This window comes from Brucella sp. NBRC 12953 (genome assembly GCF_040369775.1).
Classification (GTDB): Bacteria; Pseudomonadota; Alphaproteobacteria; order Rhizobiales; family Rhizobiaceae; genus Brucella; species Brucella pseudogrignonensis.
The window spans coordinates 750090-764798 of the sequence record NZ_BAABSV010000001.1 but is presented as its reverse complement, the minus strand read 5'-3'; the positions used below and the strand labels follow the sequence as shown (position 1 = coordinate 764798).

Genomic DNA, 14709 nt, shown 5'->3' with positions numbered 1-14709 from the left:
TTCTTGCAGCAAAAAGAAACGGGAAACCAGCTTTTTTAGAGCGCCTTGCGATATTGAATGAAACCAGACTCTTGCGCGATGCTGTCATAAAGACGACGCGCTTTCGCATTGCTTTCATGCGTAAGCCAATAGAGGCGGCCAGCACCTTCTTCACGAGCAAGACTGGCCACAGCCTCAATCAGTGCGGCACCTGTGCCTTTTCCACGCTGAGAGTTTTCGACATAGAGATCCTGGAGATAGCAGGTCCATTTTGGCAACCAGCAGGAGCGGTGAAAGATCACATGGACGATGCCAACAAGGCGTCCATCGTCATCAAACGCGCCCAGTGCGTGCATGGGCTCAGACGCATCGTGAAAGCGACCCCATGTAATGTCAGTTGTCTCTACGGGAATGTCGACTTCGTAAAAGACCTGATAGGCTTTCCATAATGGCTCCCACGCAGTCCGGTCTTGCGGCGTTAACGCCCGAATTGTCGACATATCAGTTCTCCCTTTTTCTGAATCAACAGACTATCGGGGAGCATTTGCGCTTACGAGCGATAAATAGTCTTGTGCGAACAAAAAACGGCGGGAAAATCCCGCCGTTTTTATGTGACTTTGCTTGCGTTTACGCAGCCATTGCCTTCTGAAGGTTTTCGTCGATCTTGTCGAGGAAGCCAGTGGTAGAGAGCCAAGGCTGATCTGGACCGATGAGCAGCGCCAGATCCTTGGTCATGTAGCCGCTTTCGACAGTATCGACGCAGACCTTTTCCAGCGTGTCGGCAAAGCGCTTCAGCTCGGCATTGTTGTCGAGCTTTGCACGATGTGCGAGGCCGCGGGTCCATGCGAAGATCGAAGCAATCGAGTTGGTCGAAGTTTCTTCCCCCTTCTGATGCTGGCGATAGTGACGGGTCACGGTGCCGTGTGCAGCTTCCGCTTCAACGGTCTTGCCATCTGGCGTCATCAGAACCGAGGTCATCAGACCGAGCGAGCCGAAGCCCTGTGCCACGATGTCGGACTGAACGTCGCCGTCGTAGTTCTTACAAGCCCAGACATAACCGCCAGACCACTTGAGGGCCGAAGCAACCATATCGTCGATCAGGCGATGTTCGTACCAGATCTTTGCTTCCTTGAACTTCTCAGCGAATTCAGCCTGATAGACTTCTTCGAAGATGTCCTTGAAGCGGCCGTCATAGGCCTTGAGAATGGTGTTCTTGGTCGAGAGATAGACCGGATAGTTGCGCTGCAGGCCGTAGTTCAGCGAAGCGCGTGCAAATTCGCGGATCGATTCGTCGAGATTGTACATGGCCATTGCCACGCCAGCAGCCGGAGCCTGATAGACTTCGTGCTCGATGGTTTCGCCGTCTTCACCGACGAACTTGATCGACAGCGTGCCCTTGCCAGGGAACTTGAAATCGGTCGCGCGGTACTGGTCACCAAAAGCGTGACGGCCAACGATGATTGGCTGGGTCCAGCCTGGAACCAGGCGAGGAACGTTCTTGCAGATGATTGGCTCGCGGAAGATAACGCCGCCGAGGATGTTACGGATGGTGCCGTTAGGCGACTTCCACATCTTCTTGAGCTTGAATTCTTCAACACGGGCTTCGTCCGGCGTGATGGTTGCGCACTTGACGCCAACGCCGTGTTCCTTGATGGCGTTTGCAGCATCAATGGTAACCTGGTCATTGGTAGCATCACGGTGCTCGACCGACAGATCGTAATATTTCAGATCGATGTCGAGGTATGGATGGATCAGCTTGTCCTTGATGAACTGCCAGATGATGCGGGTCATCTCATCGCCGTCGAGTTCAACGACCGGGTTTGCAACCTTGATTTTTGCCATTGATAATGCCTCTCATTTAATGCGTCGCGCTCGTATAGCATCGGTAAACGCGAAGGCAAAGCGTAAGAGGCTTATTCTTTGGCCTATAGGCACATTTTCAGGCGGCGTGATGGGTGGATTTTCGCCATTCTGAGCGCTGATCACGATAAGTTTCCTGCTCAAGCAGCAGAATGGCATCTGCATCCAGCGTCGAGATCGCAGTCGATTTTTCTGTAGGTATCAAACCATTGACCTGTAGTGCCAGATAGCGCCCGCAGCAAACGCGCAGAAACGATGCGAAATTATCGAGGTCGTGGCCTTCCGTGCGGGATTCCTCATAGAGGCGACCGAGAAGGCGATTGACGGTCAGATCGTCATGCGTGGCTATATCTTCCAGCGTCCACCAGAAGAAATTTTCGAGCCGCACACTGGTTACGACGCCATCAATGCGCAGTGAGCGCGTGACGCTTTGCCAGAGTTCGGTATCCGCCCCAATGAACAATCTGCACATATGTTCCTCCCGAAATATCTCCCGTCCCAATGTCGCGCAGTTTGGAGCTGCCTGCAACCAGCTTAGCATTGCAGGCAGCTTACAATCAGGCGTGTGTGATTTTGGTGCCGAGAACGGCGAGGAATTGTGACAACCATTCCGGATGGGCCGGCCATGCGGGCGCTGTTACCAGATTGCCATCAGTGACTGCCTGATCCACCGGAATATCAGCATAAGTGCCGCCAGCCAGCTCTACCTCAGGGCGGCAGGCGGGATATGCCGAGCAGGTGCGACCTTCCAGAACGCGTGCAGCCGCGAGCAACTGTGCGCCGTGGCAGACGGCTGCAACGGGTTTGCCAGCTTCAAAGAAGTGTCTGACGATGGCGATGACCTTTTCATCAAGGCGCAGATACTCAGGGCCACGACCACCGGGAATGACGAGTGCGTCATAGCTGTCGGCTTTGACGTCCGCGAAAGTAGCGTTGAGCGTGAAATTATGGCCTGGCTTTTCGGTGTAGGTTTGATGGCCTTCAAAGTCGTGGATAGCGGTAGCAATGGCATCGCCTGCCTTTTTCCCGGGGCAGACGGCATGGACTTTGTGGCCCACAGCGAGCAGCGTCTGAAACGGAACCATGGTTTCGTAATCTTCGCAGAAGTCGCCGCAAATCATGAGAATCTTTTTGCCGGACATGATTTTCCTCCCTGTAAACGTCAATGTCGGTGCCGACAGTCTGACATGGATGGGAAGAAGACTGGTGTTATTCCGCTACTACACGCGATTTTCGATATGGAATGTAAGGGGAATCTTTGCGATTTTTCGTCAATTATGTCAGGGAAGCGCCGTGTTTATAAAGTAGTGACGGAAATTACCATGGCAGGAACAGACAAACAGCGCCCTTTGATCACCGAGGGACCGGCGATCATTCTGGTGAACCCGCAATTGCCGGAGAATATCGGCATGGTGGCGCGCGCTATGGCGAATTTTGGTCTTGCCGAATTGCGTCTGGTTGAGCCGCGCGAAGAATTTCCGAGTGAAAAGGCACGCGCAGCCGCAAGCAAGGCCGATCACATCATCGACAATGCCGTTGTTTATGACGATCTTCCATCAGCGCTTGCTGACCTCAATTTCGTTTATGCCACCACAGCACGCGAGCGCGATGGTTTTAAACAGGTGCGCAGCCCTGTCGAAGCAAATGGCGAATTGCGTCGTCGTTTTACCGCTGGTGAAAAGACTGGCATCATGTTCGGACGCGAGCGTTTTGGTCTCAGCAATGAGGAAGTTGGCCTCGCAGATGAACTGGTGACATTTCCGGTTAATCCGGCCTTTGCATCGCTCAACATCGCGCAGGCTGTACTGCTTATGTCTTATGAGTGGATGAAGTCGGGCCTTGAGAGCGATACCGATACGGTTTTCCGTGGTCCGGAAATGGAAGCAGCGCCCAAGCTGGAATTGCAGAGTCTTTTCAATCATCTGGAAGAAGCGCTTGATATTCGGGGTTATTTCCGCCCCGAGGCGAAGAAAGAAATCATGGTCAACAATCTGCGCTCGGTGCTGACGCGCGCAGGTTTTGCATCCGCAGAGCTCAAGCTTCTGCGTGGCGTCATCACTTCGCTTGATGTTTTCACACCAAAAAAGCCGCGCGGCTCAGGCGCACCGGAAAGCCGGGCCCGCAAGCCTGCAACAGAGGACAAGGCTGAATGAAACACGCGCCCGCAGCAGACGTTTCTGCCAAACCGCTGGTGACAGATGAAAGACCCGTTCTGGTCTTCGATAGCGGTATTGGCGGATTGACCGTTCTGCGCGAGTTGCGGGTGATGATGCCGGACCGGCGATTTGTCTATATCGCCGACGATGCCGGTTTCCCTTACGGCGATTGGGAAGAGGAAGCACTGCGCGCACGCATTGTCGAGCTCTTTGGCGGGTTTATCGCCGAGTATGATCCTGAAATCGCGGTTATTGCGTGCAATACGGCCTCTACACTGGTGCTCGACGATTTGCGTTGCGCTTATCCTGCTGTGCCATTTGTTGGTACGGTGCCTGCAATCAAGCCTGCCGCTGAACGTACGTCGTCGGGGCTTGTTTCGGTTCTGGCAACGCCGGGCACGGTCAAGCGCGCTTATACACGCGACCTTATCCAGTCATTCGCCACCCAATGCCATGTGCGCCTGGTGGGAGCTGACAGGCTTGCAGGCGTTGCGGAAGCCCATATTCGCGGTGAAAAGATCGATGAGGCGCTGGTCGTTGAGCAGATCGCGCCATGTTTTGTCGAAAAAGATGGTGAACGGACGGATATCGTCGTGTTGGCCTGCACGCATTACCCATTCCTCGCAAATGTTTTCCGCAGACTGGCGCCATGGCCGGTGGATTGGCTTGATCCGGCAGAAGCCATAGCGCGCCGTACTGTATCGCTATTGCAGCCAAGACAGATTGATGAGGAATTGCACCATCACGATGATCTGGCGGTATTTACATCGCAGAAGCCGGATTATGCCATCCGCCGCTTGATGCAAGGCTTTGGCTTGCAGTTCGCCTGATCTAGCCTATGTTTTTCGTAGTCGCGATTTTATGCGCTTACTGAAGCATCAAGAGGCGAACCATGACCGGACAAATTCCGCAAGTGAAAATGGTGTCGGGCACCCATGTGCCAGCGCTTGGGCAGGGCACATGGTATATGGGTGAGGATGCGCGGCAGCGACGGCTTGAAGTTGAGGCGCTGCAATGCGGTATCGAACTTGGCATGACCCTTATCGACACCGCAGAAATGTACGCAGACGGTGGAGCGGAAGAGGTCGTCGGCGAGGCGATCGGAGGCCGTCGCGATGATGTATTTCTCGTCAGCAAAGTGCTTCCCTATAACGCCTCTGCTCAGGGAACGATTGAATCCTGTGAGCGCAGCCTTAAGCGCCTTGGCACAGAAAAGATTGATCTTTACCTGTTGCATTGGCGTGGTCGCTATCCATTGGAAGAAACCCTTTCTGCATTTGAAGAGCTACAGCGGGCCGGCAAAATCGGCGCATGGGGTGTCAGCAATTTCGACACGGATGACATGCAGGAGCTGACCAATATTGCTGGCGGCAAGGCGGTCGCGACCAATCAGATTTTGTATAATCTTATCCGGCGCGGACCAGAATTCGATTTGTTGCCATGGTGTGCCGCTCGCGAAGTGCCATTGATGGCCTATTCTCCGATCGAACAGGGGAGGCTTTTGGGCAACAGCGTTCTTCATGAAGTTGCGGATGAAATCGGCGTATCGCCTGCTGCAGTCGCGCTTGCATGGACCATGCGAAATGGCAATGTCATTGCTATTCCAAAAACGTCGAAGCTCAGTCATGTTCGCGAAAATCGAAATGCTGCAGATATCAAGTTAACGGAAGAGCAGGTAACTTTGCTGGATCGGACTTTCGCGCCACCAACCCGGAAAACGGCATTGGAAATGCTGTAGGTAATTTTACAAGAAAAGACTTCAATATATTGTTTTAATTGCCTCTCTCAATACGACTCCGCTCGAGAGAGGCATGGATAAGAACAGGATCAGCTGGCGGCTTCCTGTCTGGAATCGCGCTTAGCCTGAGCGACACTTGCAGCCTTTTTCAGACGGCCACGCTCCATGGGTCGGATCAAGCTATCGGTCTTTTCATTCGGTATGTTGCGCATCCCATGGCGCGCATGACGCGTGTTGAATGACTTATCCGGCTTTTCATTGGCTTTCTTTGTTGCCAATGCTTTTTGCGCATTTGCTATAAGTTCGTTGCTGGCTGACATGCTGCGGCGGCGATCAACTTCTGCATTGATGCGGCGCATTGCCATTGCCAGCACAGACACCTTCACATGCGAACCTTCATCAGCCTTGGATGCAGAAGCGCCTCTTGCGGCAGTTTTTCCACGCATTTCGCGACGCCGCTGGTGGGCCTGATCGCGCGCCTTGCTGCGACGGTCGCGCAATAGCTTTGCCAATTGTGATAGCTCGGAGTCTGGTACGTCCTGAAGGTGAGGGTGATGAGATTTCTCGACCAGCTCCTTCTCTTCAGCATTGAGGGCGCGGGCTTCTTCCTTTCTTGTAATGGCCATAAGACGTCCTTTCTGTTTTTGATTAATTCGTCCACATTTTGGATATAGGCACGAGTTGTTTCAGGAAAAGGCGGCTACGTCGTTTCATTCATTCTCTTCCTGCACGGCGGCGGCAGTTGCGCGTTTTTCGCCTTCCTGTTCGAGATGTTTTAAGATCAACTTGAGCTTATCGAGTGGGAGATGCTCTGCACCAATCGTCTCGCTTCGTGTTTTGGAAACGAGGTTTAGGATTTCATCGAGCTTTGCCTGGGTGGCGCTGGCTTCGCGGTCCTGCGAATTTTGGATAAGAAACACCATCAGAAAAGTGATGATCGTGGTCGATGTGTTTATCACCAGCTGCCAGGTGTCAGAAAAATCGAAAAATGGCCCGCTGATACCCCAAACGACAATGAACATTGTTGCCAGAATAAATGCAGCATAGTGCCCGGCAAGTTCTGCGGCTTTCTCACTCACTCGCGTGAAAAATTGAGACATCGCTTCCTCCCACAATTTGCCAGAAAACGTTTCAGCATGACACAGGTTCCTTTTCGGGAACTATCGTGGTCGTTTGCCGTTGTTTCAGCAGGTGAAACACGGAGGTAAAAGCCATGGATATCGTTGAAACCCGTGTCAGTTCGCTTGGCGGTTTCGCGACCTATATGGTCGAATTTGTAACCGAGAGCGAAGAACGCATTACCGTCAAGGTCGAGAACGACACAGGTGCCGAGCTTTCACGCGATGCTGTGATCCGCAAAGCAGCACTCAAGCTCGGTGAAGCTCTAAGCGTTGCCTGTATTGAATGTGGTATTGAACCGGCAAGCCAGATCACCATTCCAAGTGCGCGTCGCGCCGGTGATCGTACCGAGCTTGAACGACAGCTGGACGAGGGTTTGGAAGATACTTTTCCGGCTAGTGATCCAGTGTCCGTGACAAGTTCTGCCATTGCAGGTTTCGCGGGGCCGAAGAACTGATTGGATCTAGACAATGAGAAGCCGGACAATTCATCCGGCTTCTGAAACGGCTCATAAAATGAGTCTCATAGTGCCCGTATATTATTGATAATATTATAAATTGCGCCGCTTGCCTTCCATGAGGTCAAGCACGGCGCGCGCGCAATCAAGTACATTGCTGCCGGGGCCGAATACTGCTGATACGCCATGGTCGAAAAGATATTGATAGTCTTGGCGCGGTACGACCCCGCCACATACAACGATGATATTTTCGGCACCTTTTTTGCGAAGTGTTTCGACTAGCTGCGGCAACAGTGTCTTGTGTCCGGCTGCGAGCGAAGACACGCCAAGTACATGTACCTTGGCCTTGATTGCCATGTCTGCGGCTTCATCTGGCGTTTGGAACAGAGGTCCAGCCAGCACTTCAAAGCCGATATCGCCAAAGGCGGAAGCGATGATTTTCGCACCACGATCATGGCCGTCCTGACCGAGCTTGGCTACCATCAGACGGGGGTTGTCGCCGCTATGTCTGGAGAACTCTTCGAGACGCTCTACAAGGGTCAGATATTCCGGCTCATTTTCGTAGGCGGTGCCATAAACCTTGCTAACGACCTTCGGCACAGCTGCATGATCACCGAAGGCGCTACGCATGGCATCGGAGATTTCTCCAACGGTTGCGCGGGCGCGTGAAGCTTCGACTGCCGCCGCAAGGATGTTGCCTTCTCCGGTTTTCGCGACCTTTTCCAGTTCAGAAAGCGCTGCTTCGACTTTGTCCTTGTTGCGGGTTTCCTTGATCCGGTTGAGGCGTGCGATCTGTGAATTGCGGACGGCGGTGTTATCGATTTCAAGAATGTCGATATTGTCTTCCTGTTCCAGACGAAACTTGTTGACGCCGACGATGACTTCCTCGCCCTTGTCGACTGCCGCCTGTCGGCGCGTGGCTGCTTCCTCAATCAGCCGCTTGGGCAAGCCGCTTTCAACGGCTTTGGTCATGCCGCCAAGACCTTCAATCTCTTCGATCAAAGCCCATGCTTTTTCTGCCAGTTCATTCGTCAGGCTTTCGATGTAATAGGAGCCTGCGAGTGGATCTACGACTTTGGTGACGCCGGTTTCGTTTTGTAGAATGAGCTGTGTATTACGGGCGATACGGGCGGAAAATTCTGTCGGTAAAGCAATGGCTTCGTCAAAAGAATTGGTGTGCAGGGACTGCGTACCTCCAAGGGCTGCCGACATTGCTTCAAAAGCGGTGCGGACGATATTGTTATACGGGTCCTGTTCCTGCAATGAGACGCCCGATGTCTGGCAATGGGTGCGCAGCATCAGCGAGCCGGGCTTCTTCGGGTCGAATTCCTTCATGATGCGCGACCAGAGTAGGCGCGCTGCTCGTAGCTTGGCGATTTCCATAAAGAAGTTCATGCCAATGGCGAAGAAGAACGACAGACGCCCTGCGAATTCATCGACATTGAGGCCTTTGTTCAAAGCTGCGCGCACATATTCGCGGCCGTCAGCCAGCGTGAAAGCCAGTTCCTGCACTAGCGTCGCACCGGCTTCCTGCATGTGGTAGCCGGAAATGGAAATCGAGTTGAATTTCGGCATTTCTGTCGCCGTATAGGCGATAATATCCGCAATGATCCGCATCGATGGTTCCGGCGGATAGATATAGGTGTTGCGGACCATGAACTCTTTCAGAATGTCATTCTGAATGGTGCCAGACAGCAGATCGCGCGAAACGCCCTGTTCTTCACCAGCGACGATAAAATTGGCGAGGATCGGGATCACAGCGCCGTTCATCGTCATGGAGACGGAGATTTTCTCAAGCGGGATACCGTCGAACAGGATTTTCATATCTTCGACGGAGTCAATTGCCACGCCCGCCTTGCCGACGTCGCCTTCAACGCGCGGATGATCGCTGTCATAACCGCGATGGGTTGCAAGATCAAAAGCAACCGATACGCCTTGCTGACCAGCCGCAAGTGCCTTCCGGTAAAAGTTGTTGGACTCTTCGGCAGTCGAAAAGCCCGCATATTGGCGGATGGTCCACGGACGGCCCGCATACATGGTTGCACGCGGGCCACGCAGGAATGGCTCGAAGCCGGGCAGGGTGCCTAAGTGGTCTACCTGTTCCAAATCGTCGGCGGTATAGAGCGGCTTCACATCAATGCCTTCGGGCGTGTGCCAGACGAGGCTATCGGCAGGACGCTTCAGTTCCTTCTCGGCCAACGCCTCCCAATCCGCGCGGGTTTTCTGCGTCATTGGCTTATTCTCCATCCCATAAAGCTTTGCCTCCAAGAGGCGCAAGCGCGCCTCCTCAAAGCTTATTCAAATTCCATGATCAGTTCGTCGACTGCGAGGCTCGCACCTGCTTCCGTGGTAATTCGTTTGACGGTGGCGCGGCGTTCCGCACGCAGAACATTTTCCATTTTCATGGCTTCAACTGTTGCCAGTGGCTGGCCTGCCTCGACCGTATCACCATCTTTGACGAGAACTGAGGTGATCACGCCCGGCATAGGGCAGAGCAGCATCTTCGACGTATCTGGTGGCAGCTTGACAGGCATCAGCTTTGCGAGCTCTGCCACGCGTGGCTTACGAACATGAGCGATCACATCAATGCCGCGCCAGCGCAAACGCCAGCCGGTGCCGGAGCGCAAAACCTTGACAGCAATTGACTTGCCGCCGACCGTGAACGAGCCGAGCTGTTTCCCCGGATGCCAGTCACTGGCGACGGGGAGGCTGTTACCGTCAGCGAAGTTGATTATTGTGCCGCCTTCACCTTCAGCGATCCTGATGGGCAAATTGAAGCCGCCCAGGGTGACGACCCAATCGGTTGATACAGACTGAGCCTGTGAAGAGATACGGCCGGAAATCAGGCCATTGCGCTGTTCAATCGCCATGTTGATCTGCGCTGAAACCGCGGCCAGCACATGCGCGTCTTCTTCAGACACGGTAACGCCCGCAAAGCCGTCGGGATATTCCTCAGCGATGAAGGCTGTGGTCAGCGCGCCTGCGCAAAAACGCGGATGCTCCATAACGGCGGAAAGAAATGGCAGGTTGTGACCGATGCCTTCCACTTCAAACGCATCCAGTGCGTCGCCCATGGCTTCAACAGCGCTGGTCCGGTCCGGTCCCCAGCTGCAAAGTTTTGCAATCATGGGGTCATAATACATTGAGATTTCGCCACCCTCAAAGACGCCGGTATCGTTGCGGATGACAGAGCCATTATCGCGCCGACCTTCGACCGGTGGACGATAATGGGTCAGCCTGCCAATAGAGGGCAGGAAGCTGCGATACGGGTCTTCGGCATAAAGACGGCTTTCGATGGCCCAGCCGTTGAGCTTTACATCGGCTTGATTGATCCGCAGCTTTTCGCCCGACGCCACGCGGATCATTTCCTCAACCAGATCGATGCCCGTGATGAGTTCCGTAACCGGATGCTCGACCTGCAAGCGCGTGTTCATTTCAAGGAAGTAGAAATTGCGCTCGCCATCAACGATGAACTCGACCGTACCGGCAGAATAATAGCCAACAGCCTTGGCGAGAGCCACGGCCTGTTCGCCCATAGCCTTGCGGGTTGCTTCATCGAGGAACGGCGAGGGCGCTTCTTCAATCACCTTCTGATTGCGGCGTTGAATGGAGCATTCGCGTTCGCCCAGATAGGTGACATTGCCGTGCTGGTCGCCGAGTACCTGAATTTCGATATGGCGTGGTTGGGTGACGAACTTTTCGATAAAAATGCGATCATCACCAAACGATGCTTTGGCTTCGTTGCGTGAAAGCTGGAAGCCTTCTCGCGCCTCGTCATCATTCCATGCAATACGCATTCCCTTGCCGCCGCCGCCAGCGGAAGCCTTGATCATCACGGGATAGCCGACTGTACTTGCGATTTTTACCGCCTCGTCTGCATCCTCGATCAGTCCCATATGGCCGGGAACGGTGGATACACCAGCGTCGGACGCGAGCTTCTTGGACGTGATTTTGTCACCCATGGCCTCGATGGCATTCACTGGCGGGCCGATGAAAGTGACATTGGCCGCTTTCAGTGCTTCCGCAAAACGTGGGTTTTCGGACAGGAAGCCGTAACCCGGATGCACCGCATCAGCACCCGTCTCTTTGATCGCCGCCAGTATCTTATCGATCACGATATAGGACTGGTTTGAGGGCGCTGGTCCAATATGCACGGCCTCGTCGGCCATTTTGACATGCAGCGCATTGCGGTCCGCATCGGAATAGACAGCGACCGTGGCAATGCCCATTTTCTTTGCGGTTTTGATAACCCGACACGCGATTTCGCCGCGATTGGCAATGAGGATTTTCTTGATCATCTGTATCGTACCCGTGGCTATCAGAGCGGAATAGTGTCGTGTTTCTTCCATGGCGTGTTCTGGCTTTTGTTACGAAGCGCAGAAAACGCACGGGCGATACGGCGGCGGGAAGAATGCGGCATGATTACTTCGTCGATGAAGCCACGCTCGGCGGCAACGAAAGGATTGGCGAAACGCTCTTCGTATTCCTTGGTGCGGGCGGCGATCTTTTCCGTATCGCCCAGTTCTGAGCGATAGAGGATTTCGGTGGCACCCTTGGCACCCATCACGGCGATTTCGGCAGTCGGCCATGCATAATTGATGTCAGCGCCGATATGCTTTGATGCCATCACGTCATATGCGCCGCCGTAGGCCTTGCGGGTAATGAGAGTGACCATTGGGACGGTCGCTTGTGAATACGCGAATAGAAGCTTCGCGCCGTGCTTGATCACGCCGCCATATTCCTGGCTTGTGCCGGGGAGGAAGCCCGGAACATCGACCAGCGTGAGGATCGGAATGCTGAAAGCATCGCAGAAACGCACGAACCGCGCTGCCTTGCGTGATGAATCAATATCGAGACAGCCAGCCAATACCATCGGCTGGTTGGCGACTACGCCGATTGTCTGGCCTTCCATACGGATGAAGCCGGTGATGATATTTTTGGCGAAGGCTTCCTGAATCTCAAAGAAATCGCCTTCATCCGCCAGTGCGAGGATTAGTTCCTTCATGTCGTAAGGCTTGTTGGCGCTATCCGGGATCAGCGTATCAAGCCGCATTTCAAGACGCGCCGGGTCATCGAAGACAGGGCGAGTGGGCGGCTTTTCGCGATTGTTGAGCGGCAGGAAGTCAAACAGGATGCGTACCTGTTCCAGCGCTTCGATGTCGTTTTCAAATGCACCATCGGCAACGGAAGATTTCTTCGTATGGGTCGAAGCGCCGCCGAGTTCTTCCGCCGTAACAATTTCGTTGGTGACTGTTTTGACCACATCAGGGCCGGTCACGAACATATAAGAGCTGTCGCGCACCATGAAGATGAAGTCTGTCATGGCGGGCGAATAGACCGCGCCACCGGCGCATGGCCCCATGATCACGGAAATCTGCGGAATAACACCTGATGCATCGGCATTGCGTTTGAAAACATCGGCATAGCCTGCGAGCGAAGCAACGCCTTCCTGAATGCGCGCGCCGCCGGAATCATTAAGGCCGATCACAGGGGCACCATTCTGCATGGCCATATCCATGATCTTGCAGATTTTCTGCGCGTGCGTCTCAGACAGAGAGCCACCAAGAACCGTGAAGTCCTGACTGAAGACATAGACCTGCCGACCGTTGATCGTGCCCCAGCCGGTCACAACGCCGTCGCCTGCCACTTTCTGTTTTTCCATGCCGAAGTCGGTACAGCGATGCGTGACATACATATCGAACTCTTCGAACGAACCTTCGTCGAGAAGCACTTCGATTCTTTCGCGGGCGGTGAGCTTGCCTTTGCCGTGTTGCGCATCGATACGCTTTTGTCCGCCGCCAAGACGGGCTTCGGCGCGACGGGCTTCAAGCTGTTCGAGAAGTTCTTGCATTCGCTATAACCTTGAAAGCTATGAATTTGTCTAACTGCTTAGAGCCAGTATGCCGCATTCTGAAAGCTTGAAAAGGTGCGATTGTGTAATTTATAAATTTGCAAATAGCGAAATGCGAATTTGCAAATATGGCACCAAAAAAACTCTATGTTGGCAGGAAGATCCGTGAAATACGTGAGCAGCACAAGACGACACAGTCGGGCTTTGCTGAACGCTTAGGTATTTCAACGAGTTATCTGAATCAAATCGAGAACAATCAGCGTCCGGTTTCGGCGGCTGTGCTGTTGGCATTGGCCGAAAACTATCAGATCGATATTGGTGCGATTTCGCTTGGTGATGATGATCGGCTGTTATCGGCAGTATCCGAGGCGCTGGCCGATCCGGTGTTCGATAATTACAAGCCGAATTTGCAGGAGCTGAAGCTCATCACGCAAAATGCGCCGGGTTTGGCTCATGCGCTGATTGCTTGTCATCAGGCCTATCGGCGCAACAGTGAGCAGCTTGCAAGTCTCGATAACCAGCTCGGTCGCGCGCCTTCTATCGCCGAGCCCGCGCCATATGAAGAAGTGCGAGACTTCTTTCATTTTATCGATAACTATGTTCATGAGCTTGATATTGCAGCAGAAAAGCTCGCGGATGAGCTGAAGATACCGGCGCGCGATATCGGTGTTGCCCTACCGCAATATATGGAGGAGCGCTATCGTGTTCGTGTTGCACGCGCTGATCCCGATGAAGCTATTCTGCGTCGCTTCGATCCAATTGCTCGCGTTCTTTATCTTAATCCCTATTCGCCAGCGTCGACCCGCAATTTCCAAATAGCGTTTCAAATTGCCGAACTGGAGATGGAAGAGCTTGTGACTGCAATTGCTAAGCGTGCGGATTTTCGCTCATTGGAAGCGGTCGAGATTTGCAAAATTGGTTTACGCAATTATTTCGCTGGTGCGCTGGTCTTGCCCTATCAGACGTTTCTTTCAGCCGCCAAAGAGCTGCGGCACGATCTGGAATTGCTAGCCTCGCGCTTTGGGGCAAGTCTGGAGCAGGTCGCGCATCGTCTCAGCACCTTACAACGTTCAGGCCAGCGCGGCGTGCCGGTGTTTTTTGCGCGAATCGACCGTGCCGGAAACATCACCAAGCGACATAGTGCGGCCAAGCTGCAATTTGCGCGTTATGGTGCGGCTTGTCCGTTGTGGAATGTTCATCAGGCATTCGAGACGCCGGGGCGGATCATTCGTCAGTTGGCCGAAACCCCAGACGGCGCGCGTTACCTCTGCGTTGCCACCGAGCTAACCAAGAGCGAGGGCGGGTTTCACGCACCACAGCGTCGTTATGCTATCGCTTTGGGATGTGAAGTCACACACGCGCAGGATTTTGTCTATGCGGATGGGCTGGATATTGCGACACGCTCGGCATTTGATCCGATTGGTGTTTCCTGCCGTATCTGTGACCGAGCTGAATGTGTGCAGCGTGCGGTCCCGCCTCTGAAAAGCCAACTGGCGGTCGATCACGACCGCCGTGGTATCTTGCCTTACAAACTTCTTTAGGCTTTGTT

At 53.7% G+C, this 14709-nt stretch carries 14 protein-coding genes; 5 read left to right on the top strand and 9 right to left on the bottom strand.

All coding sequences use genetic code 11. From position 1 onward, the window contains the following. Positions 1-35 precede the first annotated feature (35 nt). From ABWV94_RS03720 to ABWV94_RS03705, 4 genes are all read right to left on the bottom strand, one after another. Positions 36-479, bottom strand: coding sequence for a GNAT family N-acetyltransferase (locus ABWV94_RS03720; protein WP_113498516.1), 444 nt, complete (start codon positions 477-479; stop codon positions 36-38). Positions 480-606: 127 nt separating this feature from the next. Next, positions 607-1821 carry an NADP-dependent isocitrate dehydrogenase gene (locus tag ABWV94_RS03715; RefSeq protein WP_007875282.1) on the bottom strand — a complete coding sequence of 405 codons (1215 nt, stop codon included), beginning with the start codon at positions 1819-1821 and terminating at the stop codon, positions 607-609. A 97-nt stretch (positions 1822-1918) separates the two neighbouring features. Continuing rightward, complete coding sequence (locus tag ABWV94_RS03710; RefSeq protein WP_113498514.1) at positions 1919-2311, bottom strand: ribbon-helix-helix domain-containing protein; 393 nt, start codon at positions 2309-2311, stop codon at positions 1919-1921. Positions 2312-2396: 85 nt separating this feature from the next. Continuing rightward, positions 2397-2981, bottom strand: coding sequence for a DJ-1/PfpI family protein (locus ABWV94_RS03705; RefSeq protein ID WP_007875279.1), 585 nt, complete (start codon positions 2979-2981; stop codon positions 2397-2399). Positions 2982-3161: 180 nt separating this feature from the next. Between ABWV94_RS03705 and ABWV94_RS03700 the strand changes: the two genes are divergently transcribed. The 3 genes from ABWV94_RS03700 to ABWV94_RS03690 all read left to right on the top strand — a co-directional run bounded on the left by ABWV94_RS03700 (position 3162) and on the right by ABWV94_RS03690 (position 5733). Next, positions 3162-3992, top strand: a complete 831-nt coding sequence (locus tag ABWV94_RS03700; protein ID WP_007875278.1) for an RNA methyltransferase — start codon at positions 3162-3164, stop codon at positions 3990-3992. Then, positions 3989-4825: a glutamate racemase gene (gene murI, locus ABWV94_RS03695; RefSeq protein WP_079211976.1), complete on the top strand. Its 837-nt coding sequence runs from the start codon at positions 3989-3991 to the stop codon at positions 4823-4825. The genes ABWV94_RS03700 and murI overlap by 4 nt, the downstream gene beginning before the upstream one ends. Positions 4826-4887: 62 nt before the next feature. Next, the gene (locus tag ABWV94_RS03690; protein WP_079211975.1) at positions 4888-5733 is read left to right on the top strand and encodes an aldo/keto reductase; all 846 of its coding nucleotides are present in this window, start codon (positions 4888-4890) and stop codon (positions 5731-5733) included. A gap of 89 nt (positions 5734-5822) precedes the next feature. On the opposite strand, the gene ABWV94_RS03685 is transcribed toward ABWV94_RS03690, so the two are convergent. After that, positions 5823-6359 carry a hypothetical protein gene (locus ABWV94_RS03685; protein WP_079211974.1) on the bottom strand — a complete coding sequence of 179 codons (537 nt, stop codon included), beginning with the start codon at positions 6357-6359 and terminating at the stop codon, positions 5823-5825. An 84-nt stretch (positions 6360-6443) separates the two neighbouring features. Further along, positions 6444-6833, bottom strand: coding sequence for a low affinity iron permease family protein (locus ABWV94_RS03680; RefSeq protein WP_079211973.1), 390 nt, complete (start codon positions 6831-6833; stop codon positions 6444-6446). A 113-nt stretch (positions 6834-6946) separates the two neighbouring features. Between ABWV94_RS03680 and ABWV94_RS03675 the strand changes: the two genes are divergently transcribed. Next, entirely contained in the window at positions 6947-7309 is a 363-nt protein-coding gene (locus ABWV94_RS03675; protein WP_007875272.1) for a hypothetical protein, read from the top strand. A gap of 93 nt (positions 7310-7402) precedes the next feature. Here the strand turns inward: ABWV94_RS03675 and scpA are convergent, their stop codons facing one another. From scpA to ABWV94_RS03660, 3 genes are all read right to left on the bottom strand, one after another. Beyond that, positions 7403-9541, bottom strand: coding sequence for a methylmalonyl-CoA mutase (gene scpA / locus ABWV94_RS03670; protein WP_113498512.1), 2139 nt, complete (start codon positions 9539-9541; stop codon positions 7403-7405). A 62-nt stretch (positions 9542-9603) separates the two neighbouring features. After that, positions 9604-11607, bottom strand: coding sequence for an acetyl-CoA carboxylase biotin carboxylase subunit (locus ABWV94_RS03665; protein WP_353412653.1), 2004 nt, complete (start codon positions 11605-11607; stop codon positions 9604-9606). Between the two features lie 20 nt (positions 11608-11627). Beyond that, the gene (locus ABWV94_RS03660; protein ID WP_112812808.1) at positions 11628-13160 is read right to left on the bottom strand and encodes an acyl-CoA carboxylase subunit beta; all 1533 of its coding nucleotides are present in this window, start codon (positions 13158-13160) and stop codon (positions 11628-11630) included. A 128-nt stretch (positions 13161-13288) separates the two neighbouring features. On the opposite strand from ABWV94_RS03660, the gene ABWV94_RS03655 reads away from it, so the two are divergent. After that, positions 13289-14701 carry a helix-turn-helix domain-containing protein gene (locus ABWV94_RS03655; RefSeq protein ID WP_113498509.1) on the top strand — a complete coding sequence of 471 codons (1413 nt, stop codon included), beginning with the start codon at positions 13289-13291 and terminating at the stop codon, positions 14699-14701. Positions 14702-14709: the final 8 nt, after the last annotated feature.

Bases quoted from the DNA above. Each gene is read 5' to 3' on its own strand.
- ABWV94_RS03720 (WP_113498516.1), bottom strand. From the start codon at position 479: ATGTCGACAATTCGGGCGTTAACGCCGCAAGACCGGACTGCGTGGGAG.
- ABWV94_RS03715 (WP_007875282.1), bottom strand. From the start codon at position 1,821: ATGGCAAAAATCAAGGTTGCAAACCCGGTCGTTGAACTCGACGGCGAT.
- ABWV94_RS03710 (WP_113498514.1), bottom strand. From the start codon at position 2,311: ATGTGCAGATTGTTCATTGGGGCGGATACCGAACTCTGGCAAAGCGTC.
- ABWV94_RS03705 (WP_007875279.1), bottom strand. From the start codon at position 2,981: ATGTCCGGCAAAAAGATTCTCATGATTTGCGGCGACTTCTGCGAAGAT.
- ABWV94_RS03700 (WP_007875278.1), top strand. From the start codon at position 3,162: ATGGCAGGAACAGACAAACAGCGCCCTTTGATCACCGAGGGACCGGCG.
- murI (WP_079211976.1), top strand. From the start codon at position 3,989: ATGAAACACGCGCCCGCAGCAGACGTTTCTGCCAAACCGCTGGTGACA.
- ABWV94_RS03690 (WP_079211975.1), top strand. From the start codon at position 4,888: ATGACCGGACAAATTCCGCAAGTGAAAATGGTGTCGGGCACCCATGTG.
- ABWV94_RS03685 (WP_079211974.1), bottom strand. From the start codon at position 6,359: ATGGCCATTACAAGAAAGGAAGAAGCCCGCGCCCTCAATGCTGAAGAG.
- ABWV94_RS03680 (WP_079211973.1), bottom strand. From the start codon at position 6,833: ATGTCTCAATTTTTCACGCGAGTGAGTGAGAAAGCCGCAGAACTTGCC.
- ABWV94_RS03675 (WP_007875272.1), top strand. From the start codon at position 6,947: ATGGATATCGTTGAAACCCGTGTCAGTTCGCTTGGCGGTTTCGCGACC.
- scpA (WP_113498512.1), bottom strand. From the start codon at position 9,541: ATGACGCAGAAAACCCGCGCGGATTGGGAGGCGTTGGCCGAGAAGGAA.
- ABWV94_RS03665 (WP_353412653.1), bottom strand. From the start codon at position 11,607: ATGATCAAGAAAATCCTCATTGCCAATCGCGGCGAAATCGCGTGTCGG.
- ABWV94_RS03660 (WP_112812808.1), bottom strand. From the start codon at position 13,160: ATGCAAGAACTTCTCGAACAGCTTGAAGCCCGTCGCGCCGAAGCCCGT.
- ABWV94_RS03655 (WP_113498509.1), top strand. From the start codon at position 13,289: ATGGCACCAAAAAAACTCTATGTTGGCAGGAAGATCCGTGAAATACGT.